Annotated in this window: 20 protein-coding genes; 14 read left to right on the top strand and 6 right to left on the bottom strand. The window is 33.6% G+C overall.

All coding sequences use genetic code 11. The features are described 5' to 3' along the window. Positions 1-262 precede the first annotated feature (262 nt). Positions 263-2428: a TonB-dependent receptor gene (locus tag BB050_RS13085; RefSeq protein WP_066033837.1), complete on the bottom strand. Its 2166-nt coding sequence runs from the start codon at positions 2426-2428 to the stop codon at positions 263-265. Between the two features lie 141 nt (positions 2429-2569). Here BB050_RS13085 and BB050_RS13080 point away from each other — a divergent pair, with 141 nt between their 5' ends. The 9 genes from BB050_RS13080 to BB050_RS13035 all read left to right on the top strand — a co-directional run bounded on the left by BB050_RS13080 (position 2570) and on the right by BB050_RS13035 (position 9215). After that, positions 2570-3028, top strand: a complete 459-nt coding sequence (locus BB050_RS13080) for a DinB family protein (RefSeq protein ID WP_008468214.1) — start codon at positions 2570-2572, stop codon at positions 3026-3028. 161 nt (positions 3029-3189) lie between these two features. Then, positions 3190-3648 (top strand): YciI family protein, encoded by a 459-nt coding sequence (locus tag BB050_RS13075; RefSeq protein ID WP_066035161.1) that lies wholly within the window; start codon positions 3190-3192, stop codon positions 3646-3648. A gap of 3 nt (positions 3649-3651) precedes the next feature. Then, positions 3652-4227 (top strand): sugar O-acetyltransferase, encoded by a 576-nt coding sequence (locus BB050_RS13070; protein ID WP_066033836.1) that lies wholly within the window; start codon positions 3652-3654, stop codon positions 4225-4227. Beyond that, on the top strand, positions 4227-4616 hold the full coding sequence (gene gloA2, locus BB050_RS13065) for an SMU1112c/YaeR family gloxylase I-like metalloprotein (RefSeq protein WP_066033835.1): 390 nt from the start codon (positions 4227-4229) through the stop codon (positions 4614-4616). The genes BB050_RS13070 and gloA2 overlap by 1 nt, the downstream gene beginning before the upstream one ends. 342 nt (positions 4617-4958) lie before the next feature. Then, positions 4959-6239: a chloride channel protein gene (locus BB050_RS13055; protein WP_083219838.1), complete on the top strand. Its 1281-nt coding sequence runs from the start codon at positions 4959-4961 to the stop codon at positions 6237-6239. Between the two features lie 84 nt (positions 6240-6323). Then, a complete protein-coding gene (locus tag BB050_RS13050; RefSeq protein ID WP_066033833.1) occupies positions 6324-6923 on the top strand; it encodes an HPP family protein in 600 nt (199 codons plus the stop codon). Between the two features lie 192 nt (positions 6924-7115). Continuing rightward, entirely contained in the window at positions 7116-7658 is a 543-nt protein-coding gene (locus BB050_RS13045; protein WP_008468204.1) for an IS1096 element passenger TnpR family protein, read from the top strand. Positions 7659-7753: 95 nt separating this feature from the next. Beyond that, complete coding sequence (locus BB050_RS13040; protein ID WP_066033832.1) at positions 7754-8119, top strand: four helix bundle protein; 366 nt, start codon at positions 7754-7756, stop codon at positions 8117-8119. A 37-nt stretch (positions 8120-8156) separates the two neighbouring features. Beyond that, positions 8157-9215: a nucleoid-associated protein gene (locus BB050_RS13035; RefSeq protein WP_008468195.1), complete on the top strand. Its 1059-nt coding sequence runs from the start codon at positions 8157-8159 to the stop codon at positions 9213-9215. A gap of 91 nt (positions 9216-9306) precedes the next feature. On the opposite strand, the gene BB050_RS13030 is transcribed toward BB050_RS13035, so the two are convergent. Continuing rightward, positions 9307-9888: a TetR/AcrR family transcriptional regulator gene (locus BB050_RS13030; RefSeq protein ID WP_066033831.1), complete on the bottom strand. Its 582-nt coding sequence runs from the start codon at positions 9886-9888 to the stop codon at positions 9307-9309. A gap of 70 nt (positions 9889-9958) precedes the next feature. Then, entirely contained in the window at positions 9959-10711 is a 753-nt protein-coding gene (locus tag BB050_RS13025; RefSeq protein ID WP_066033830.1) for a glucose 1-dehydrogenase, read from the bottom strand. Positions 10712-10938: 227 nt separating this feature from the next. Here BB050_RS13025 and BB050_RS13020 point away from each other — a divergent pair, with 227 nt between their 5' ends. Further along, the gene (locus BB050_RS13020) at positions 10939-13308 is read left to right on the top strand and encodes a GAF domain-containing protein (protein ID WP_066033829.1); all 2370 of its coding nucleotides are present in this window, start codon (positions 10939-10941) and stop codon (positions 13306-13308) included. Positions 13309-13535: 227 nt separating this feature from the next. Here BB050_RS13020 and BB050_RS13015 read toward each other — a convergent pair whose 3' ends face one another. Further along, positions 13536-14723 (bottom strand): Pycsar system effector family protein, encoded by a 1188-nt coding sequence (locus BB050_RS13015; protein WP_066033828.1) that lies wholly within the window; start codon positions 14721-14723, stop codon positions 13536-13538. Between the two features lie 26 nt (positions 14724-14749). Between BB050_RS13015 and BB050_RS13010 the strand changes: the two genes are divergently transcribed. Continuing rightward, positions 14750-18481: a metallophosphoesterase gene (locus tag BB050_RS13010; protein ID WP_066033827.1), complete on the top strand. Its 3732-nt coding sequence runs from the start codon at positions 14750-14752 to the stop codon at positions 18479-18481. A gap of 156 nt (positions 18482-18637) precedes the next feature. Here the strand turns inward: BB050_RS13010 and BB050_RS13005 are convergent, their stop codons facing one another. Continuing rightward, positions 18638-19495 (bottom strand): SdiA-regulated domain-containing protein, encoded by an 858-nt coding sequence (locus tag BB050_RS13005; protein ID WP_066035159.1) that lies wholly within the window; start codon positions 19493-19495, stop codon positions 18638-18640. Positions 19496-19571: 76 nt separating this feature from the next. Continuing rightward, entirely contained in the window at positions 19572-20624 is a 1053-nt protein-coding gene (locus tag BB050_RS13000) for a hypothetical protein (RefSeq protein ID WP_008468177.1), read from the bottom strand. Between the two features lie 106 nt (positions 20625-20730). Here BB050_RS13000 and BB050_RS12995 point away from each other — a divergent pair, with 106 nt between their 5' ends. The 3 genes from BB050_RS12995 to BB050_RS12985 are packed head-to-tail and all read left to right on the top strand — an operon-like array spanning position 20731 to position 24846. Beyond that, a complete protein-coding gene (locus BB050_RS12995; RefSeq protein ID WP_066033826.1) occupies positions 20731-21648 on the top strand; it encodes an ABC transporter ATP-binding protein in 918 nt (305 codons plus the stop codon). After that, positions 21645-22481, top strand: a complete 837-nt coding sequence (locus tag BB050_RS12990; RefSeq protein ID WP_066033825.1) for an ABC transporter permease — start codon at positions 21645-21647, stop codon at positions 22479-22481. Before BB050_RS12995 ends, BB050_RS12990 begins: the two co-directional genes overlap by 4 nt. 13 nt (positions 22482-22494) lie before the next feature. Continuing rightward, the gene (locus tag BB050_RS12985) at positions 22495-24846 is read left to right on the top strand and encodes a T9SS type B sorting domain-containing protein (protein WP_066033824.1); all 2352 of its coding nucleotides are present in this window, start codon (positions 22495-22497) and stop codon (positions 24844-24846) included. Positions 24847-24935 lie beyond the last annotated feature (89 nt).

Here is a 24935-nt window from a genome sequence, read left to right as displayed (position 1 = left end):
AAGTGGCAAAGTGGCAAAGGTTTCTTTTTTTAACTTATTTAAGATTCAAAACCTTGAACCTTTGCCACTTTGTTTCTTTGTTCCTTAATTTACACTTCAAAAGTATGCTGGTTTTTAGTCTTTTAAAATTAAATGCTGCTGAGTTGTTGATTTTGGTTACTGAATTGTTTTTTTTTAAGTTTCTGAGATTCTGAGTTGCTAAGATTCTAAGTTTTTCTCTCAGTATCTCAGAATCTTAGCAACTTAGCATCTATACCACGAACTACAAGTTTTTCAACTGATTCTCATTTTTATTCTGGCTAATCGTCCAGAAGAAACCTATAAAGAAGAATCTGTCTGCTGTTGGCACTACGGCTTGTCTTTGATATACTCCGCTTGCGTCTGGTGTTTTGGCGTAATCGTATCCGAAAATATTTTGAGTTCCTAAAACATTCGAAACTGAGAAATAAAGGATTTTTTGTGTGGTTAATAAATACGCCCAGCTAAAACTTAAACTATTATATGATTTTGTTTTTCCGTTCATAAATTGTGTCTGGTTCGGATCATTGTACGGACGTCCTGAGCTGAAACTGTTTGTTAAACTCGCCTGAGATTTCCAGTCTGTAATAAAATATTTTGCAACTACAGATAAATTATGGTTGGCAATAAAACTTGGAGTTGCCATGTTTGGAAAGTTTTTATATTGTCTTTCCGAATCTATATACGAATATGAAATCCAATATTCTAAGTTTTTATACAAATTGCTGTCTCTCCAAAATAAATCCAATCCTTTTGCATAACCCGATCCGTTGTTATTGAAAACTGAATTGTATTGAATATCTCTCGTATCGTACTGCACCAAATTGCTGTAATCTTTGTAGTAAGCTTCTGCTCTCAATGTTTGCCCTGGTCTTGTAAACGTATAATTTAAAATATAATGTCTCGCTTTCTCACTTTCAAACTGATGGTATTTAGAAAATTTAATATAATCTACAACTGGCGTTTGAGAATAATCTCCGTAAGCAAAAGAGAACTGGCTGCTTTTTGAGGCTTTATATCCTAATGAAGCTCTTGGCGCAATATTATTTTCATTTAAAAGACTGTTGTTTGAATATCTCAAACCGACTTTTAAAGCTAATTTTTTAGAAAACATAATATCGCCTTCAGTGTATGCTGCAAAAATGTTAGAATCGTAACCATTTGTAACATCAAGAGCGAGATTATCTGCTACATTTTCGTCATATTTTGTAATGAAATAATCAGATCCGAAAGATAATTTAAAGTAGTTTGAAAACTTCTTGCTAAATTTCAATTTCAGTTGCGCTGCATTTTCTTGGCTATTTACTCCTGTAATATCATATTTCAGTTTGTTTTTGCTGTAACCGTAACTAACTCCAGAAGTAATCTGCCATCCAGTTCCAAAACTTCCTTTGTAAGATGAATTCAAATAGAAGTTATTGTTATTCATATCAGTTCGAATCGGATTCTCGAAATTGACGTTTTTCTGATTCAAATCAAATTTTTCAGAATCAAATGAAGCATACAGCTTAAATATTCCGTTTGTGAAATTGTATCTATAAACTGTTTCACCCCCAAGCGATTGATAGGGATTGTTCCAATCTACATTTTGTGGAATAACAGCCTGATAAGGCGCTAAATTCACATACATCATATTGACACTTAAAGAGCTTTTTTTGAATTTCTGAGTATTTCCTAAACTCAAACCAACGGTCATTAATCCAATATCTGTTTTTTCGTGATCTTCTTCATCTTGTGTATTTAGAAGTAAAACACTTGATAAGGCTTCACCATATTCTGCAGAATATCCTCCAGTAGAAAATGCAATTCCGCTGAACAAGAATGGAGAAAAACGGCTTCTAGTCGGTAAATTATTGGTTGTTGCACCGTAAGGCTGCGCTACACGAATTCCATCTACAAAAGTTTGAGTTTCGCTCGCTTCACCTCCACGTACAAACAAACGTCCGTCTTCGCCAACCGTCTGCGTTCCTGGCAAAGTCTGCAATGCCGCCACAATATTTCCTGCAGAACCTGCTGTGGTCACAATATCTAAAGGTTTTAAAACAGAAACTCTCGCCTTATCCCCAGATTCTAAAGTTCCCGCTGTAATGACAACAGCATCTAGAGCATTAACATTTTCTCTTAATTTTACTGTTTGATCTTTATAATTGGTAACATCAATTTCTTGCTTGTAAGTTTCAAAAAGTAAAAAACTAACCACTAGAAACTTGTTTCCTGTTTCTGTAGTTTCAAAAGAAAAATCTCCAGTCTCAGAACTTGTTGCTCCATCGTAAGTTCCGTCAATGTAAATATTTGCGCCTGCAACTGGTTTTCCTTTTTGATCTACTACTTTTCCTGAAATAGTATTTTGAGCAAAAATTAAAGCTGTAAAAAATAAAAAACTAAGGGTAAAAAATAATCTGGTTTTCATGTCATCTTTGGTTTTTGATGAAGCAAATGTATTTTAACAATTCATGTTAAAAAATATATAATAACCCAATTGTAGATTTTCGAGGATGAGTTGTAAAATACTAATTTGTATCTTAGCTAGGAAAACCAAAAACATTATTTTATGTCAGAAAGTAAACGAATTTCGAATCTATATCAGTCTATTTACAACGGAAATCCTTGGCTTGAAGTTAATTTAGACAATACTTTAAAAAACGTTACAGCTGAACAGGCTTACAGAAAAATAAACCCAAACCTTAATACAATTTGGGAAATTGTAAATCATTTGATTCAATGGAGAAGGAATATTTTACAGCGTATGCAAGGAGAAACAATCATAACTCCAGACCATAATTATTTTGTTCCTGTAATAGATCCTTCTGAGGCTGCTTGGGAACAATCGCTTCAAACGCTTGCAAAATCCCAAGATTCCTGGAATGCTTTTTTTGAAAGTTTTGATGATGAAGATTTAGCGAAAATTTACGTGAATAATGGTCATACTTATTACGAGCACATTCACGGAATTATCCAACATGATGTGTACCATTTAGGACAGATTGTTATTTTGAAGAAACTGCTTTAATTATAAAAAAAATTTTCGCACAGTATTGTCATTTCGACGAAGGAGAAATCTTCGTTGGTAGCTCGACAAAGATTGACGGCTTTCTTTACGGAGTTCCTTGTAAAGATTTTTCCTTCGTCGAAATGACAAAATTGAGACTAATTCTAAAATTAATTGATCAAATGAAGACCTCAATTTTAATTCTTGCATTTTTATTTTTTAATACCATCGGTTTTTCACAGGAAACCGAAGTGAAATACGATGAAGCTTTGGCCAAATCACTTCACGCCGACGAATACGGAATGAAGAAATATGTTTTTTGTCTTTTGAAATCTGGAAGTAATACAACGGCTTCTAAAGAAGAAACCAAAAAACTCTTTGCTGGCCACATGGAAAATATTGGAAAATTGGCCAAAGAAGGAAAATTGGTTGTAGCTGGACCTTTTATGAAAAATGATAGAAATTATCGTGGCATTTATATCTTTAATGTCGAAACGATAGAAGAAGCCAAAGCGCTTGTTGCCACTGATCCAGCCATAAAAGCCAATTTACTCGAAGCCGAATTAACGCCTTGGTATTGCACCGCTGCTTTGCAGGAAACTGTAAAAATACATGACAAAATTGCCAAGACGAAAATGTAAAATATGAAAACCGAAAAAGAAAAAATGATCTCTGGCGAATATTATAATGCCTTTGATCCAGAATTGGTAAAAGGTCGCCGAGCGGCAAAAAACCTTTTGCATAGCTTAAATGTAAAAGAATACAGAGTTACCAAAAAAGCAAAAGAGATTTTAAAGGAATTAATTCCAAACGCAGGAGCTGGTTTTTATATTGAACCTCCTTTTCACTGTGATTACGGTTACAATATTTTTGCAGGCGAAAATGTTTATTTTAATGTGAACTGTGTGATTTTGGACTGCGCACCTGTAACAATTGGGTCGAATGTGTTTATCGCGCCAAACGTTCAGATTTATACTGCTTCTCATCCGCTTGACGCTGAATTGAGAAAAACATTAGAAAATGCGTATCCAGTTACAATTGGAGACGATTGTTGGATTGGTGGAAATTCTGTTATTTGTCCAGGTGTGACTATAGGAAAAGGCTGTGTCATTGGCGCTGGCTCTGTCGTTACAAAAGATATTTCAGACAATTCGCTAGCGGTTGGAAATCCTGCAAAAGTTATTCGAAAATTAAATCAAGAACCTGAATCCACAAAATAATGCTTACCCTTAATAAAGTTCATCATATTGCCATTTTATGTTCCGATTACGAAAAATCGAAATATTTTTATACCCAGATTTTAGGCCTGACTATCATTAGAGAAATCTATCGTGAAGAACGCCAATCTTATAAATTAGATTTGGCTTTGAATGGCACTTATGTTGTCGAATTATTTTCATTTCCAAATCCGCCGCAAAGACCTTCAAGACCAGAAGCGGTTGGTTTGCGTCATTTGGCTTTTGAAGTAATTAATCTAGAAGAAACGATTGCTTTTTTAACTTCAAAAAATATAGAATCAGAATCGATAAGAATTGATGAAACAACTGAAAAACGTTTCACTTTTATTGCAGATCCTGATTTATTGCCGATTGAGTTTTATGAAAGATAGTTTTTTGCCACAAAGGCGCTAAGACGCAAAGATATTTCGCATTTTTTGTCATTTCGACGAAGGAGAAATCTCCGCGAGAAGCTCTACAAAGATTGGCGATTTTGATTGCGGAGTTACTTGTGAAGATTTCTCCTTCGTCGAAATGACAAACTACCTGTTTAGTCTTTGCCTTAAATAAAAAACTTTGCGTCTTAGCGCCTTTGTGGCAAAACCTTAACACGAAAGCTTTTCTTACTAATCCCCATTTTAACACACTAAATTCAAGATTTCCTATAAAAAACCGAATTTGATGCTTAATTTTGTAACCCGCACAAAAAAAGTGCGATTTCAAATTTACTTCTGATGAACAAAACGGCGCAAATCAAAAAAAATCATCAATTAATTAAACTCCGAAAATTAGTTATTGTTTCTATTTTAATTGGCTTTCTTTCGGCTTTTCTCGGAATATCTTTAAAACGAATAACAGAGTATTACGAAGAGATTTTCTTTCACGAAGTTTCAGTTCATCCCATATTTTATATCGTATTTCCAGTTTTCGGTCTGTCGGTAATTTATTTCTTAAGGCAATACCTTTTCAAGAAAAAAGAAAACAAAGGAATCAAGGAAGTTTTTGAAAGCACGGCATCAAAATCTAAAAATCTCCCATCTTATAAAATTCCATCACATTTCATAAACGGATTATTAACCGTTATTTTTGGAGGTTCAACAGGAATTGAAGTTTCTACAGTTGTAGCAACGGCAACTATTGGTTCTGTTGCTCACGAAAAAGAAAATGTTTTCCGTCAATACAAAACCGAATTAATCTGTGCGGGTGTTGCGGCGGGCGTTACGGCACTTTTCAGCAGTCCGATTGCGGGAGTTTTATTTGCCTTCGAAGTAATTTCAAGAAAAGTAACGCGAGCATTTGTGATTTCAAATTTAATTGCCGTTTCTATTGCTTTGGGCTTGTTGACAATTTTAAAAGAAGAACCATTATTTGCAGTTTCAATCACAACATGGCATTTAAAAGCGATTCCGTACTTTATTCTTTTAGGAATTTTGGCGGGAATGAATTCGGTTTACCTAACACGCTGCGTTTTATTCTTCAAATCACAATTTGGAAAAATCGATAAGCATTATTATAAAATCATTATTGGTTCTGCAGTATTAAGTATTTCATTATTCTTTTTTCCGCAATTATATGGAGAAGGTTATCACGCCATTAAAGGAATTTTTGGAAATGCACATCAAGCGCAACTGACTATAACTTTAGCTTTGACTTTTATTGGGATTTTAATTTTAAAACCCATAGTTACTTCAATCACATTGGCTTCTGGCGGTGACGGTGGTGTTTTTGCACCAAGTTTATTTATCGGAGCATTTTTAGGATTGTTACTGGCTTCTATTTTAAATAGCTTTTTCCATGTAAATGTGATTCCGGTCAACTTCATGATTATCGGAATGGCTGCAGTTTTAAGTGCGAGTATCCACGCACCTTTCACAGCGATTTTCTTAGTTTGCGGTTTAACAAACGATTATACTTTGTTTTTCCCAATTTTGGCAGTTTGCTTGATTTCAAAATACACAGCCAAAACAATTTATCCGTACACCGTTTACAGTTATTCTCCAAGCTTAGTTAAATAATTTCAGACTAATATAATCTGAAGATAAAAAACATACATCAAAGTATATTTAAAAACATAACGAGCAAAATATAATACCACAATAATGCCAACAGAAAAAATAAAAAGAAGCTATCGCAAAACACGTTACATTCTTTACAAGGAAACTTTAATTGATTATAAAGAGCACTTTTGGTCGTTTTTAGGTTCGTTTGTCGGAATCGGAATTTTAGCCTATCTTGAATCTTCACAATTTACAGGCAGTGATGTAGTTTATTTAATTGGCTCTTTTGGTGCGTCGAGTGTTTTGATTTACGGAATCATACAAAGTCCGTTTTCACAACCCCGAAATTTAATTGGAGGACATCTTATTTCAGCTTTTATTGGTGTCACTGTAAACAAACTAGTGCCAGATATTGTCTGGATAACTGCTCCTCTTGCGGTATCGCTTTCCATTATTTTCATGCAGATTACAAAAACATTGCATCCGCCTGGAGGTGCAACAGCTCTAATTGCAGTTACAGGTTCAGCACAAATAAAAGGTTTAGGCTATATGTATGTGATTTCGCCAGTTTTAGTTGGTGTTTTAATTTTATTTGTAATCGCTTTGATTTTTAATAATATTACTCCAAGCAGAAGTTATCCGAGTCATAGTACTTATCACAAACATTATCATAAAATTAGAAAAAGATTGGCAAGAAAGTAAAAGTTTTCGAGCCTTGTTTGTCTCTCAGAGCGGAGTCGAAGGGCACTCCTATTGGAAAAAGGCTTCGATTCCCTTCAGCCAGACAAACTAATTGAAAATCAATTTTCTAAAATCTTTTCAACAAATCGCAATTCAAGATTCGAATTTCGTTTTTTATATTTTACCTTTGACCTCTCAATAAAAACAAAGATTATGGTTTATAAATTTAGAGTTATTCTAGACGCCGAAGAAGATATTTTTAGAGACATTGCAATTCTTGAAGATGATACTCTTGAGGATTTACACAATGCAATCTTCAATGCTTTTGGCTTTGACGGATCAGAAGTGGCTTCATTTTATACTTGTGATGATACATGGAATCAAGAAGATGAAATTCCGCTTTTTGATACAGGAGATGTTCCTGGCGAAATAAGAACCATGAACGATTATCCGTTATCTAGTATTTTAGACAAAGAAAATACAAAGATTATCTACGTTTATGATTTTATCAGCATGTGGACTTTCTTAGTTGAATTGGCTGCTATTGAAGATGAAGCTGTTGGAGCAACTTACCCAGAAACTTTATTCTCTCACGGTGAAATGCCAGACGAAGCTCTTGAAAAAAACTTCGAAGCCGATGACATGCACAATGATATCTACGGAGAATTTGAAGACGATCTAGACGAAGACGATCTTGACATGTTCGAAGGCGATGACAGCTTCGAAGATTATGGATTTGAGGAGAATTGGAACTAACGTAAGTTGCTAAGATGCTGAGACTTTAAGATTCTGAGTTTTTTAAATTTTGACGGTTTTTTCTTATTTTTATATTTAATTTAAAAGATAAGTTAATGAGTCATTTTAGAAAGATCTTGGTCTGGCAGAAATCAATTTCCTTAGTTACAAAAGTTTATAAAGCAACAAGAACTTTCCCAAAAGAAGAAACCTTTGGATTAACTTCACAAATACGTCGAAGTTCAATATCAATTCCAAGTAATATTGCTGAAGGATTTGGCAGAGAAAGTGATAAAGATCTTTTACGCTTCTTAAACATTTCTGTTGGCTCTTTATTTGAGATGCAAACGCAATTAGAAATCGCAAAAAATATATCTTATTTAAAAGAAGAAGATTTTAACAATTTATACGAGGATAGCCGAGAGGTGGAAAGAATGTTAGTTTCTTTTATTAAAAAAATAAAAGACAGAACCCGACCTTAGTATCTTAGCATCTCAGAACCTCAGTACCTAAAAAAATATGATAAACTTATTCAACACCCACATCGACACGCTGTCAATACACCGCGTAGGAAACAAAAGCCGTAACGAAGCGATTTTTTTATCAGAGCAGCCGTTTAATTTAAATGACGAAATTGTGCCGCTGATAAAAGAATTCTTTTTTAAGCCTTTTAGAGAAAAAGAAGAAAACTATTATCAGTTTGCACACGAAGTGGACTTGGACTACAACGACATGTTTAAATATGCAACTGAGATTTTTGCCAATCCGTCAAATGTTCATGAGGTATCTAAAAACATCACAAAGCATTTATTTGAGCAGTCAAATCACCCACATATTAAAAACGGAGAGGTTTATGTGACTTATTTGACCAACTTAAGCATTGATAATAACGTAGTTGATGCAATTGGAATCTTTAAAAGTGAGTTACAGGCAGACTTTTTACAGTTTGAAGAAAAAGGAAGCAACCTTGAAATGATTTTACAGCAAGGAATTAACTTGAGTAAATTGGATAAAGGATGTTTGATTTTCAATTACAAAAAAGAAGAAGGATACAAAATCCTGACTGTAGACAGCAACCGTTATGATGCGCGTTACTGGTTAGAGCACTTTTTATCTGTAGATGCTTTTGAAGATGAAAATTTCATCACTAAAAAATATTTAAAATTCTGTCAAAACTTCGCAAAAGACGTGGTATTGCCAGCAGAAGACAAGAAAGAGGAAGTAATGTTTATGAACCGATCTGTGAATTATTTCGCTAAAAACGATCAGTTTGAGGAGCAGAATTTCTTGAATGAAGTACTAGACAATCCTGATTTGATTCCTGAATTTAAAAACTATAAAGTTGATAAAGGAGAAAAATACAGCATCGAAGATGTTACCTCATTCCCTATTGCCAACGCAGCAGTTTCTGACGCTAGAAAATCGATTAAAAACGTAATTAATCTGGATACTCATATTCAAATTAAAATGGATTTCATTAATCCTGAAAGTGCAGAGAAATTTGTTGAAAAAGGCTGGGATGAAGAAAAACAAATGTATTACTACTTAGTTTACTTCAACAAAGAAGAGAAAAGCTAAGAAGTTTTCATTTTCTATTACTTACTTATTTAATACAAAAAACGGCGATTACAAATGTAACCGCCGTTTTTTATTTGATAGATTTTATATTCTAAAATAAAGAAAATATCGCTTTTAAAATATCATCGTAAACTTGTTTGTCTTTTTCTCCGGCTCGAGCCAAAACTCTAATTCCAGAATAATTATTGAAAATAAATCGTGCAAGTGATCTCGCATCTTGTTTCTCTGAAATCTGGCCTAACTCCTGTCCTTTTCTTACAGCATAGCAAAAAACATCTTCTACTACTTTCTGATTATCGTGAACAATTTTTGCGATCTCTGGATCATGCATTGCCAATTCAACTGCAGAATTCACCATAAAACAGCCTTTTGTAATTCGATCTTGAAGACTTTCTATAACCGCTTGCTTGAAAATTTCTGTTAATGCCGTTTTTATATTTTCAGCATTTTCAAAAAGCTCATTAAGGCTATCTAAATTTTGCTTTTGATATCGTTTTAATGACTTTACAAAAAGCTTTTGCTTATCTCCAAAAGTATCATACAAACTAGAACGGCTTAATCCTAAATGATTTACCAAATCCTGCGCAGAAGTTCCGTTGTAACCTTTGTGCCAAAAAATCTCAATTGCTTTATCTAAAGCCTGATCTTCATTAAATTCTTTCGTTCTAGCCATGATATTCAAATTAAATTCTTCACAAAGATACAAAAATACGGAACAATCGTTCCTGAATTAGTTAAAAAAATTATAGCACTGTATTTACGATAAGCCCACCATCAACCACAATTTCTGATCCTGTAATAAATGAAGCATCGTCTGAGGCCAAGAAACTAACTGTTTTTGCAACTTCAGCAGATTGTCCAAAACGTTTTAATAAAATCTTTTCTCCTAAAGCATATCCTAAACCTTCAACTTCTTCTTTTTCTAAGCCAACTTTTCCATATAAAGGTGTTTCAATTGGACCAGGAGAAACCGCATTTACTCTAATTTTTCTTGAAGCCAATTCTACAGCAAAAACTTTATTTAAAGATAATACTGCTGCTTTACTCGCTGCATAAACGCTAGAATTTGGCATTCCGACATGAGCATTTACAGATGTATTAAAGATAATTGAACCACCGTCATTCAAAATTGGAAGCACTTTTTGAACTGTAAAATAAACTCCTTTTACATTCACATTCATAATACTGTCATAATGGTCTTCTGAAGCTGAATCTACTGGTGCAAAAGCTGCAATTCCCGCATTTAAAAATAAAATATCTACTTTTCCGAATTTTGTTTTTACTTCTTCAACTAAACCGTCAATTGATTTCAAATCAGATTGGTCAGCCACGATCCCTGTAACGTTTAGTTCCTTTTCCGCTTTCGCTAAAGCTTCTCTGTTTCTTCCTGTTACAATTACTTTTGCACCTTTTGCCACTAAATCAGCCGCTGCTGCATATCCAATTCCACTGTTTCCACCTGTCACGATTGCTACTTTGTTTTCTAAATTTTTCATTGTTATTTGTTTTTAAGTTATTGATTATTCAATTATTATGGTACAAAGATATAATAACGGAACGATCGTTCCGTTATTATATTTGTTAATTTTTTGTTAAAACTAAAACTGACTTTTGTGACGCGTTTATTTTAAAGGCAATCAGCTATTTAACTATAAGCGAAAGAAATTACAAAATGTCGTACATTCTTAATTTATGCTTAATTTTGCATTAAAAAATAACTCAGATGGATATTCAATTTTTTAAAGAAAGTCCTTTTACCACTATAATTTCATTTCATAAGCTTATTGAATCTTTTGAAGAAATTGCTCGGTCAGATGTTGATTACAGATCAAACTATGCTAAAGCGATTTTAGAACAAATTGAATTAATTCCGGAACTTAGGACTGGAATCCAGGATTATTCGGTTATCAAAAACAATGAAGCTTTAATTAAGAATATCTTAACCGATTTATTTCCAACTGCATTGACGCACAATGAAATAAAAGCGGTTACGATTCCATTCCAGAACATCTCTTTTAATTATACGGAGCGTTTTAAGAAAATCTTGAAAAATGCCGGAGATGAATTTTATATGGAAATTCGTGATTTTAGCGAACATCAATTCTATATCAATAACTGCTGTTTAATTCTCAGCAATTATTACAAACAGCACGTTGATTTCAATCAGCCCTTTTTCTATGACATTCCGAACGAAAATGGAATTGAAAAACATTATCGTATTTTATACAATGCTGATTTCATGGAAATTACACCAACTGAAAACGCTGTTCCGCTAACTCAAGAAGATATCGATCAATTATTAGACAACTATAACGACATCAATTTATGGAAATCTAAATTTCCAAAAGGAAGTTGGATTTTAAGAGGTTTTGGAATTGTTTCATTATTTGATGCTACCACAGAAAGTGCTATTTCTATTTTAAAAAGCAATTTATTGAAACCTGGCCCTAAAACAGTTACGACTGACGAGGAAGTTTCTAATATTTTTCAATCCATTTTTAATCTTCCAAATTTGAAAGTCGGATTTATTATTTATAATTCCGAGGAAGAGAAATTTATCAGACCGGCAAAATACGAAAATCAGATGAAAAGCTTTCTTCTTTCTGACGATCAGGAAGTGGATTGCAAAAATGCTTTTTTTGGATGTTCTTTCGAAAATCTATTAGACAATCAAGAGCCTTTTGTAATTTCTAACGTCAGCAAGTTTACCAAAGAATCTACAAACAAAAGACTCGGCGAACATTTACTGTCACAAGGCATTCAAAGCTGTATTTTTGCTCCTGTCATTAAAAGTGGACATTTATTGGGCGTTGTGGAACTGGTTTCAGAAAATCCAAGAGATCTGAACAGTGTAAATGCTACAAAACTCGATTTGGTTCTGCCGTATTTAACTGATACGATTGATCGCTATAATACCGATATGCAACATCAGATTGAAGCGATTATTCAGCGCGAATATACTACCATTCACCCGAGCGTATACTGGAAGTTTAAGAGAGAATCGCAAAATTACTTTCAGAATATGAATCATACTAAAGATTATATTTTTAAAGAAATTGTTTTTAAAAATGTATATCCGCTGTATGGCCAAATAGATATAAAAGGTTCGTCTGAACACCGAAACGAAACGGTTAAAATTGATTTAAAAAGTCAACTTACAGCTCTGTTAGAGATCTTTGATAATCAAGACTCTAATTCAAATCTTGTTCTGTTGGAACAAAGAAAATTTGAATTGGAATCGCTTAGAAGCGAATTGGATTTTCCTTTAAAAGCAGATACCGAACAGCATGTACAGCGTTATATTGAAGAAGAAATTCATCCGATATTAAAAAACACTAAAAGCAATCCAAAAAGTAAAAAGCTTGAAGAATTGTATTTTGAAAAACTGGATGAAAAAACCGGCATGTTTTATCAGGAAAGAAAGAAGTTTGACAATGCCATGTCGATTATCAATAAAAGATTGGCAACGGTTTTAGACAGAAAACAAGTTGAAGCCCAGCAGATTTATCCGCATTACTACGAACGTTTTAAAACAGATGGTGTTGAGCACAATTTATATATTGGAGCTTCAATTTCGCCAACAAAACCATTCGATATTATGTATCTGCATAATCTTCGTTTATGGCAATTGCAGACTTTATGCGAAATGGAACTAGAACACCATGATCTTAAAGAATCTTTACCATATGAATTGGATGTCACGTCACTGATTCTGGTTTTTAGTTCTGCGCTTTCTATACGTTTCAGAATGGATGAAAAACGTTTTGATGTAGATGGAACTTACAATGCAAGATATGAAGTGGTTAAAAAACGAATTGACAAATCTCATATCAAAGGCACAAACGAAAGAATTACTGAAAAAGAGAAAATTACAATTGTTTACTCTCAAAATAGTGAAGAAGCAGAATATTTAAAATATATTAAATACCTGCAACATAAAAAAATTCTTGAACCTTCTATTGAACAATTTGAAGTTGAAGATCTTCAGGGAGTTTCTGGTTTGAGAGCGATTCGTGTGAAAGTAATCAACAATAATTCGAATCCAGGAATTAAAAAAATAACCTATCAGGATTTATTAGATGAGCTCAACTAAATAGTTGAGCTTTTTTTGTTTTTAAAAACATAGATTTTGAAAACCGATAAAAGGCATTTCATTTTTTTTGAAAAAACATAGTCGCACCTAATATTGAAAAAAGCTTTGTCAAAGTCTAAACTTTGACAAAGCTTTCTGAATTTTGAGCTATGTGTGAGAAACAAGTTTCTTTCTCTATTCTTTTTTACACAAAAAGATCTATGTTTCTATGTGTTTAAAATTTTAATTTAAATAGACTTAAAAGCAATCACAAATGCAATTACCGTTATGATAATTCCGAACATGAAAAAATTGTAGGCAATTCGGAGTAAATTATATTTTCGCTGTAAAACCAATCCCAAATAATACAAATCTTTAATCATGGTTGAGTATAAATAATCACGGTCTTTCATCATTTCGTTCATTGCCCAATCATAATCTTCGAGCGGCATTTTGTAGAAATTTCCAAAAAACATCAAATTCACTTTTTTAGCTTCTACATCATCTCGAGTAAAAAATCCAGATGTTACTTTCGGGCGTGTAGAAAGAATCGCAAAAATAATTGTAATTACACTCGACATCAGCATAATAAACGTTGGCACGACCAAATGCGCATTTTTCGGACTATCCAATTTTGGAATAATAGAAGACAAAGCTATCGAAATAATAATGGCATTTACAGACAATAAAATATTGGCTTTGCTATCTGCAATACCGCTTAAACGCGTATGATTTCCAAGAGTGACACGAAATAAAGTATCAATTCCACGATCTGGTTTATCAGCTTTTTCAGCCTTCTCTCTTTTTTTATTTTCTTCTTCGAGTGCTGCGGCTGCTTTCAATTCCTGTTTATTGATTTTTTTCTGAATTAATAAAAGATTTTTTTCTTTCAGAGGCTGCCATTTTCTCAAGGCGTAATCTGTGTAGAATCTGTGTTTATTCAATAAAAAATTCAGGTTTTCTCTAGTCCATTCCTCATTAGAAAAACTCACTATTCCTGCATTTTTTAATTCCAAACGCAGTAATTCGCAAGTTGTCGCATATTCAGCTCCCATTAAATGAGCATAATCTGCATCTCTGATAATCTTTTCTAAGTGTGTTCTAGGCTCATATTCTTTAACCGTAGCTAGAATCAAACTCGAAACAAGTGCGATAAATTCTTCCGATTTTCCTTTTTCTCGTAAAAACTCAGCAGCAATTTTTGTACTTGTTTTTTCATGATTTTCATACCCTTCAATATATCCCGTATCATGAAACCATGCAGCAACCAAAAGTGCTTCCTTATCCTCACCGCTTACATCTTCTTTTTTGCAAAGTTCTTTGACTGCAGTAACAACTGTAAAAGTATGATTAAAATTATGGTAAGAATATAAATTAGAAAGTTTATCTTTGAGTAAATTACTCACGAAATCTTCGGATTGTTCTATTAGATTCATAAAGAATATTTTTATACCACTAAATTATGAAATTGTTTTTGGATAATCATTTTATTGCTAAGATTAAAAACTATTCATTAGCAATTATTGCCCTATTCATTGTTTACGCCTGCGCCACCCGCAAACCGCAATACGGAAAAAATGTTAGTGCCAACGAAACAGAAAACGCAACAGACACCATAAAAATTGCACATACTTTTTTCCTTGTTGGAGATGCTGGAAATGCCGACGAAGAACAGGCGCAGCAAACGCTTGAACTTCTGCATAAAAAACTTAAGAAAGCAAGTAAGAAGTCAACGCTTCTTTTCTTAGGCGACAACATTTATCCGAAGGGATTTCCGGGTGATAAGCATCCTGAGGATAAGGCTTTAGCAGAAACTAAATTAACCAATCAATTAAAATTAACTGAAGGTTTTAAAGGAAAAACAATCGTAATTCCTGGAAATCATGATTGGTACAGCGGTATCAAAGGGCTAGAACGTCAAGCTGATTTTGTTACGAAATATTTAAATGATAAAAAAGGTTTTCTTCCTAGGAAATCCTGCCCTATTGAAAACGTAAAAATAGATAGCACGACTACTTTGATAGCTGTTGATAGTGAATGGTTTCTTGAAGACTGGAACGATCATCCAACAATCAATGATAATTGCGAAATTAAAACCAGAGAAGCTTTCTTTGAAGAACTCGAAGGCCTTTTAAACAAAAATCAAGAAAAAACCGTTGTTTTGGCTATTCATCATCCCTTACTAAGCAACGGAACACACGGCGGGCAATTTTCATTAGAAAAACAATTATTTCCTTTAGAGCAAAAAATTCCGCTTCCGATAATTGGTTCATTCATTAATTTGTTGCGAAAAACTTCTGGTATAAATCCGCAAGATATCCAGAACAAACAATATACGATTTATACTAAAAGGATTAAAACCCTTTTGCAAAAGCAGAAAAATGTGATTGTAGTTTCTGGTCACGATCATAATCTGCAATATATCAGCAAAGAAAATATCCAGCAGATTATCAGCGGAGCAGGCTCAAAATCGGAAGCCGCACGAGCGATCAATCCTTATGATTTTTCATATGGCGGAAATGGTTATGCAACATTAACTATGTTTAAAAGCGGAGATGCAAAAGTTTCTTTTTATGGAAATGAAAATGGCAAAGAAAAGTTGCTTTTTGAGCGAGAGATTATAAAAGCCAAAGAAATTAACTGGGCTTCTGATATTCCCAACAAGTTTCCTGAAACTGTGACCACTTCGATTTATTCTCCAAAAATGACTCAAAAAAGTGCATTTCACAGATTTTTATTCGGCCAGCATTATAGAAAATATTACAGTCTACCGATTGAAGCGAGAATTGCTACAATTGACACTTTAAAAGGAGGCTTAAAACCCATTCGCGAAGGCGGGGGACATCAATCCGTTTCATTAAGAATGTCTGATCCTCAAGGGCGTGAATATATCATGCGTGCTATGAAAAAAAGTGCGACTGTATTCTTGCAATCAGTGGCTTTTAAAGATCAATATGTGGTTAATGAATTTGAAAAAACATACGCAGAAGATTTCTTGTTTGATTTTTACACTACTTCTCACCCTTATTCTTCTTTCGCTATTGGAGGCATGTCTGATCAAATTGGACTAAGACATACGAATCCTATTTTATATTATATTCCAAAGCAAAATGGTTTGGGTGAATTTAATGCGAGTTTTGGAGACCAATTATATATGGTTGAAGAAAGACCTGCTGACAATCATCTTGATGGCAAAAATTTTGGAAAACCAAGTAACATCATCGGAACTGATGATATGATGCTGAATCTTCATAAAGACGAAAAATATACTGTTGATGAAAAAGAATATATCAGAGCACGTTTGTTTGATATTCTTTTAGGCGACTGGGACAGGCATAGCGATCAATGGCGTTGGGCTGAATATAAAGAAGATGGTAAAGTGATTTACAGACCAATTCCAAGAGATCGTGATCAAGCATTTGTAAAATACGATGGCGCCTTGCTTTCGCTTATAATGAATATGCCTCCTCTTCGTCATATGCGAACTTTTAAAGGTGATAGAATCAATGTAAAATGGCTTGGAAGAGAACCATATCCTATGGATTTGGCATTTCTAAAAACTGCTGGAGAAAAAGAATGGGTTGAACAAGCCAAATACATTCAGGAAAACTTAACAGATGCAGATATCGATGTGGCTTTCAAAAACATGCCAAAAGAAGTTCAAGACGAAACGGTTGATGAAATCAAAGCAAAACTAAAAAGCAGAAAAAAAGATCTTCAGAAATATGCTCGCGAGTATTCTGAAGTGTTAGATAAAACCGTTATGATTGCGGGAACAGATAAAAAAGACAAGTTTGTTTTAAATCATAATGTAAAGAAAGGTATTGAAATTCAGGTTTTCAGAATTAAAAAAGAAGGAGATGAATTGCTTTACACCAAAAACGTAACCGATGCTAAGACCAAAAATCTTTGGATTTACGGACTGGACGATAATGATGTTTTTGAAGTAAAAGGAACCGAAAAATCAAGCATTAAAATTCGTTTGATTGGAGGTCAGAACAACGACACTTATAACATTGAAAACGGAAGAAAGGTTATTGTTTACGATTTCAAATCTAAAGTAAACACATACAATCTTGATTCTAAAACGCAAACTCAGCTTACAGACGATTACGAAGTTAATGCTTACAATTACGAAAGGCCAAAATATAATGTAGTATCTGGTCTTCCAAACATTGGCTATAATCCAGATGATGGTGTAAAAGTAGGAGTTAATGTCAATTATACGGTTAACAATTTTAAACAAAATCCGTACACACAAAGACATATTTTTAATGCCTTCTACTATTTTGCAACTGGCGGTTTAGAGTTTAATTATGCCGCACACTTCCCTGGTTTATTGGGAAAATGGGTTATTGATGTAGAATCATTGTATACAACTCCAAATTTTGCCATGAACTATTTCGGTTATGGAAATGAATCGCAATACGACGATGATTTAGGAATGGATTACAATCGTGTGCGCATTAGAAAATTTAATGCTTCGGGCGCTATTCGTCATGTTGGAAGATATGGAAGCGAATTTAGCATCCAACCCATTTTCCAAAGAATGACGGTTGAAGATACAGAAAATAGATACATCAACATTCCAGGTATTGTAAATCCAAATGTATTTGACAGTCAGAATTACGGAAGTTTAAAAGTAAAATATCTCTTTAAAAATTCAGATTTTGCCGCGAAACCTACATTAGGAATGTATTTTATGATCGCAGGAACATGGACGACAAATCTTGACGACACAAAAAAGAATTTCCCTACGCTTGAAAGTGTTTTAGGATTTACGCATAAAATTGATCACAACGGAAAATTGATATTAGCTACTTATCTTAAAGGAAAGGCCATTTTCAACAATAATTACGAATTCTATCAAGGTGCTTCTCTGGGAGGCGATACTGATTTACGAGGTTTTAGAAATGAGCGTTTCTTAGGAAATTCTTACTTCTCCCAAAGCTCTGATTTACGCTTGAGCATAGGAAAAATCCGCAAAACGATTGTGCCTTTTACGTACGGAATTTTAGGAGGTTTCGACTATGGAAGAGTTTGGCTTGATGGCGAAAATTCTAAAAAGTGGCACCAAGATTACGGCGGCGGACTTTGGCTGAATGCGATAAATGTTATTACAGCAAGAATCTCTTATTTCAAATCTCCAGACGAAATTGGAAGATTGATTTTTGGGGCAGCATATAGTTTTTAAAAAAAGAAGCTGAGATTCTGAGATGCTAAGGTTCTAAGCTTTTTTTTTAGCCCTGAGTTTAAAAAAATAGCCACGAATTCACGAATGATTTAGTTTAATTCGTGAATTCGTGGCTAACTTTTTTGCTTTAAAACTCAGTATCTAGCAACTAGAATCTTAGAGTCTAAATTCATAAACCTTACCTCCTATTTTGTTTGTTTTTTCGTCAGCGATAAGCAAAGTGTTGTTGTCTTTAAAAACGATGGCTTCTTTTTGTGAAAAGTGATTTAGGCTTATTTCGGTCTGCGTTCCTTTATGGAATAAATCCCCTTTAAAGTTTTTAAACAAAAGCACTTTATCGTGGCTTAATAAAGCAACTTTTTTTCCGTCAGGACTTATTGTTGCGCTGGTCAGTACACAATGATTGTAATTATTGCAAGTTTTAAATTCTCCAATTCGAACTGCTTTCTGAGTTCCTGCAGCATTTCTGATTTTGTATATAAAAGCTGTTCCGTCAAAACCTTTGCTTCTATTTTTGGTAAAAAGATAGAAATAGCCACCTTGCTCAAAGAAACCTTCAACATCGTAAAACATTTCTTTTTTCTTTGGCGGAAATTCCTTTTGCTCTGGGTATGAAAATGAAATTTTATATTCAGCTTTAGCTACATCATGATTCAATTCATTTTTTGGAAGCTTATAAATGCACAAATCTCTTCTTTCATTATCATTATTTCCAAAATCTCCAATGTAGATATTTCCCGTTTTATCTCTTGTAATATCTTCCCAATCTACATTTGTAGCGTTTGAAATCGTAATGGTTTTGGCTAATTCCCCTTTAGAATCGATAGCATAAATAGCATTTTTATTTCCGCTGTCTTCCAACGTATACAAGGTTTTGGTTTCAGGAAAATAAGCGATTCCCGAAACTTCTTTTAATTTTTTCGGAAGCGAATAAAGTTCTTTTAAATCAGAACCAGATTGTTTCTGGCAAGCTAATAAAACTATTGAACAGATAACCAAAAAAGATTTTTTCATAAAACTATTTTTTAAAACCATATAATTTAAAAAGATTGGCTTAATTGATCTTATATAATTTATATGATGAAATGATTTAAACTAAGTTAGTGTTTTTAAAATTACGGGTAATAAATTCAAATGCAGCGTGCATAATATGCCCCATTGATTTTGCATTTTTAAATTTCATATCGTTTGTATAACGGTACAATTCCATTTTTAATTGCAGTAAATGCTCCTGCGTTGAGATGGTATCGTGGCACATAATATTCAGCAATTTTTTTATTCTTGTTTCGGCTGAATGAATACGTTTTGCCAAAATCGCTCTTTCTTCATCCTTATATTGAATGATTGAACGTTCCTCTAATTTCTCCTTGATCAATTGAATCATCGGAAAATTTTCCTTGAAAAACTGCGGGCGATACACTTTAAAATTTCCTTCGTAACATTGCTGGTCAAAATCGATTGGACGAATTTTATAGACTACCTGATCAAAATCGTGAATCGGGACAATTACATAATTATACGCTCTCATATCACCCAAAAGACGAATCATACAGCGTTCGTTAAATTTGACAAACTCTTTGGCAATCTGTGCTTTTTCCATTTCACTACATTTGTCTAGTAGCGTATCCATAAAAACATCACCAGGAATTCCGATAATATGCTCTTCGATCAAAGTATCTTTATAAACCAAAAAGTTAATTTTATCTGGCGAAAGAATATCCTCCAATTCCAGTCCGTAAATACGAGACGCATCTGCTTTTTTAATGTAAAAATGGACATAGTTATCGTTGAGAATATTTCGGACCTTAATTCTAAAAGGTTTTGAATTTCCGAACGTACAATAATCAATTGCATCGACGTTTAGATATTGAATAATTTCACTATTACCATCAGAATGCAGAAGCGAATATATTTTCTTCAGATTTAAATCAATTTCATTACGTTCAAATTCGCTATAATATACCCGAATCCAAAGCGTGTCGGTATCATTTTTATCATAAACATTTATCGAACCCGAAAAACGCAGCAAGTCATCATAAAACACAGAAACTTTAGAAATACGTTCGTATCGCTCTAAATAACTTAAAAGTGGCTGTGTTAAAGGAAAAGACGGTTTTTTTAAAACCATTAAAGGCTCGCTCATTTTGAATATCTTTATTACAAATTTACGTCAATACGATTTAAAGTTAGAATTTAAAGTAACAAAAATCAACTTGGCTCGTCATACTAAAAACTAAAACCAGAAAAATTTGGAAACCATATTAACCATTGAGAATTTAAGTAAGAGATACGGCCGTATTCAGGCTCTAAAAAATGTATCTTTTCAAATACAAAAAGGTCGTGTTTATGGCATTCTAGGGCCAAACGGCAGCGGAAAATCGACTACTTTAGGAATTGTACTGAATGTTGTCAATAAATCTTCTGGCAATTATCGCTGGTTTGATGGCAATGTTGAAACTCATGACGCCTTGAAAAAAGTCGGTGCCATTATAGAAAGACCCAATTTCTATCCGTACATGACGGCAGAGCAAAACTTAAAATTGGTCTGCAAAATCAAAAACATCAACTATTCTAAAGTCAATGAAAAACTGGAATTAGTTGGTTTGAGCGAGAGAAAAGACAGCAAATTCAGCACTTTTTCTTTAGGAATGAAACAGCGTCTGGCTATTGCGTCGGCACTTTTAAATGATCCGGAAATTTTAATTTTAGATGAACCCACCAACGGATTAGATCCGCAAGGAATTCATCAGATTCGAGATATCATTAAAAAAATTGCCTCACAAGGAACTACTATTTTATTGGCTTCACATTTATTGGACGAAGTAGAAAAAGTGTGTTCTCAAGTAATTGTTTTAAGAAAAGGTGAAGTTTTATATTCTGGTTCTGTTGACGGAATGTCTTCAAACGAAGGTTTCTTTGAAGTTCAGTCAAATGATAATCTACTTTTAAAATCTTCTTTAATTGAGCATCCTGCTGTAGATAGAGTTTCTGAAGAAGACGGTAAAGTTCTGGTTTACTTAAAATCAGATATATCAGCTTCAGAGTTAAATCAGTTTTTATTTTCTAAAAATATTGTATTAAGTCATTTAGTAAAACGTAAAAACAGTTTGGAAGCACAATTTTTAGAATTAACCAAAAACGCTATCGCTCAAAAAACTAAACCATGAAAAGACTTCTTTCTATAGAATTGCAAAAAATCTGGATGAACAAAGCCAGTAAAATATTAACTCTAACTTATTTCATTTTACTTTCTTTTATAGCCTTAATTGCAGCTATAAAATTCGACATAGGACCTTTCAAATTTCATTTGGCAGAAATGGGGATTTTTAATTTTCCTTTTATCTGGCATTTTAACACTTATGTTGCCGCTTGGATGAAATTCTTTTTAGCAATTGTTATTGTTTCAATGATGGCAAATGAATATAGCTATGGAACTTTAAAACAAAACTTAATTGATGGTCTTAGCAAAAAAGAATTTATTCTATCGAAATTCTTAACTGTCGTTTTATTTGCCTTTGCGTCCACTGTTTTTGTTTTTATAATGAGCTTAATTCTAGGATTATGCTTTTCTTCTTACACAGAGTTCGGGATTATCTTTAGTGACTTAGATTACCTTTTGGCCTTTTTTGTAAAACTGACAGGTTTCTTTTCTTTCTGTTTATTTTTAGGAATCTTAGTAAAACGTTCTGCTTTTGCATTGGGTTTCCTTTTGGTTTGGAACATTCTTGAAGGTATTATTAAAGCTATTTTGGCATTCAAAGTTTTTCCCGAAAGCAACACTAATCAAAAAATAATGCAATTTTTCCCGTTGGAAGCCATGTCTAATTTAATTGTCAATCCAGGTCCGAGATTATCTGTCGTCAAAAATATTGGCACACAAATGGGAATTGAAACCGATGCTGATTTTAGCGTTGATTATTTTGCTGTTTTTATCGTTTTAATTTGGACTTTCGTATTCGTACATTTTTCTTACAAATTATTAAAAAATAGAGATTTGTAGTATATTTGTTACTATGAGTCCTTCAAGAATTTTATTTCTAACATTCTTTTTGTGCTGTTTTTATAACAAAATCAGTGCACAGGCTATATCTGTAAATTCTACTGCCACACCAGCCGATTTAATTCAGAATGTTTTAATAAATAGTTCTTGTATAGATACTGAAAGCGTAAGTGCTTCAGGGAATCCGACTCCAAACCAACAGAGTTATGGTTCTTTTACGGGAGGTGCAAATTTTCCATTCTCTAGCGGAATTGTTTTAAGCACTTCCCCAAGCAAAAAAGCTGAAGGCCCTTACATACAGCAAGAGTCAAAAGGCACGCAAGTGCCAGGTTGGAATGGCGATACTGATCTTAATCAGGCGCTGGGAATTAATAGCAGCACTCAAGCAACAGTCTTAGAATTTGATTTTACAGCGTTGACCAACTCTATCAGCTTTAATTATATTTTTGCCTCAAATGAATATCAACTCAATTTCCCTTGTATTTATTCAGACGGATTTGCTTTTTTGATTAAAGAAGCGGGAAGCACTGAAAACTATAAAAATCTCGCTGTTTTACCCAATACTACGACAGCAGTTTCAGCAACAACAGTCCATCCAAAAATTGACAACATGAACGGAGCTGGCGGAGAACCACTTATTGGCTGTGCCGCTGTAAATGAAAACTACTTTAATGGATACAATACAACTTCTAGCCCTATTAATTATGCTGGCCAGACAGTAGTCATGAACGCTTATACAGATGTCATTCCAAACAAAAAATACCATTTAAAATTGGTTATTGCTGATGATGCAACAAGACAGTATAATTCGGCAGTTTTTATTGAGGCAGGCAGTTTTGTAACGAAAATAAATTTTGGTGAAGATAGAACTGTAGCAAATAACAATCCTATCTGTTTTGGCGAAAATTACGTTTTAGACACCAATATAAGCTCACCAGCTTACACTTTTAAGTGGTTCAAAAAAGATGCTTCCAACAATTATGTTGAGATTTCTGGAGCAACGTCTTCATCTTATCCTGTACAAACAACAGGAATGTATAAAGTCGAAGCAAACTTGACTGGCTCAACATGTATTTCTATAGGAGAAATTACCATTGAGTTTGCTCCTGAAATTCAATCAACCAACACTTCTTTATTACAATGTGATGATGATGCCGATGGTTTCACCATTTTTGATTTAACGAAAGTTGCTAATATTGTAAAAAACAATAATCCGCAGATCACCAATCAAGGATATTACGAAACTTTGGCCGATGCACAGGCAAAAACAAATCCAATTTCAAATCCGCAGCGTTACACTAATAAAGCCGCGAATCAAATTGTTTTTGCTAGGATTGAAAATGCTTTTGGCTGTGGTGCAATACCTCAAATTACATTAAATGTTTCAAGCACTGTAATTCCAAATCAGGCTCCAATTGCCAAGTGTGATGAAGATGAAACGCAAGACGGTCTATATCAATTTGATTTAGCGACAGAAGTGACTCCTCAAGTTTTAACGGGTTTGCCCCCAGGATTGATCGTCAATTATTTTTTGACAGCTTCAGATGCAGTTACAGAGACTAATCAGCTACCCAATATTTTTAAAAATACTACGCCAAATAGCCAAACTATCTACGCTCGTGCTGCTAATGGCTCAAACTGTTATGACATAACTCCTATCGAATTGATTGTACATACTTTTGACCCGCCTAATTTTGAAGATGTAACACAATATCTTTGTAAAGGTGATGAGATAACATTAGACGTTGCTACTGGCTTTAGCAGCTATACTTGGTCTAACGGAAGGACAACAAATTCAACCCAAGTTAATACCGCTGGTGATTACTCTGTGACGGTAACAGATGTAAATGGATGTAAAAAAACCAAACTCTTCAAAGTAATTTTATCTGAGCCAGCTACAATTACAGGAGCAGATGTAAAAGATTTTTCTGGAATAGACAATTCTGTAAAAATTCTGTACACTGGAGTTGGAAATTATGAGTTTTCTCTTGACGGAAACACATTTCAAGACGATCCTACTTTCACACAAATAAGTCCTGGAATCTACAATGCAATTGCCAGAGACAAAAATGGCTGCGGCCCGTCTAATGTATTTCAAATATATGTTTTGGATTATCCGCGATTCTTTACTCCAAATGGAGATGGTTACAATGATTTGTGGGCAATTAAAAACATTGACCAAATGCCAGACTATACCATCTCGATTTTTGATCGCTACGGAAAATTATTAAAACAAATGAATCAGAATGGATCTGGTTGGAACGGAATTTTTAACGGAAGAGAAATGCCTTCAGATGATTATTGGTTCACACTTCTTTTTGTTAATGGAAAAAATGTAAAAGGACATTTTAGTTTAAAAAGATAAAACTACTTCAAATTTCAACTTTTTTAAATTCCAAATCCCAATAAATGATTAGTTTTATAGATAAAAAAGAATCCCAAACTCCATAATTG

This window comes from Flavobacterium anhuiense (assembly GCF_001705175.1).
GTDB lineage: Bacteria > Bacteroidota > Bacteroidia > Flavobacteriales > Flavobacteriaceae > Flavobacterium > Flavobacterium anhuiense.
The sequence above is the reverse complement of the archived record's forward strand: the minus strand, read 5'-3'. Positions and strand labels throughout refer to the sequence as shown.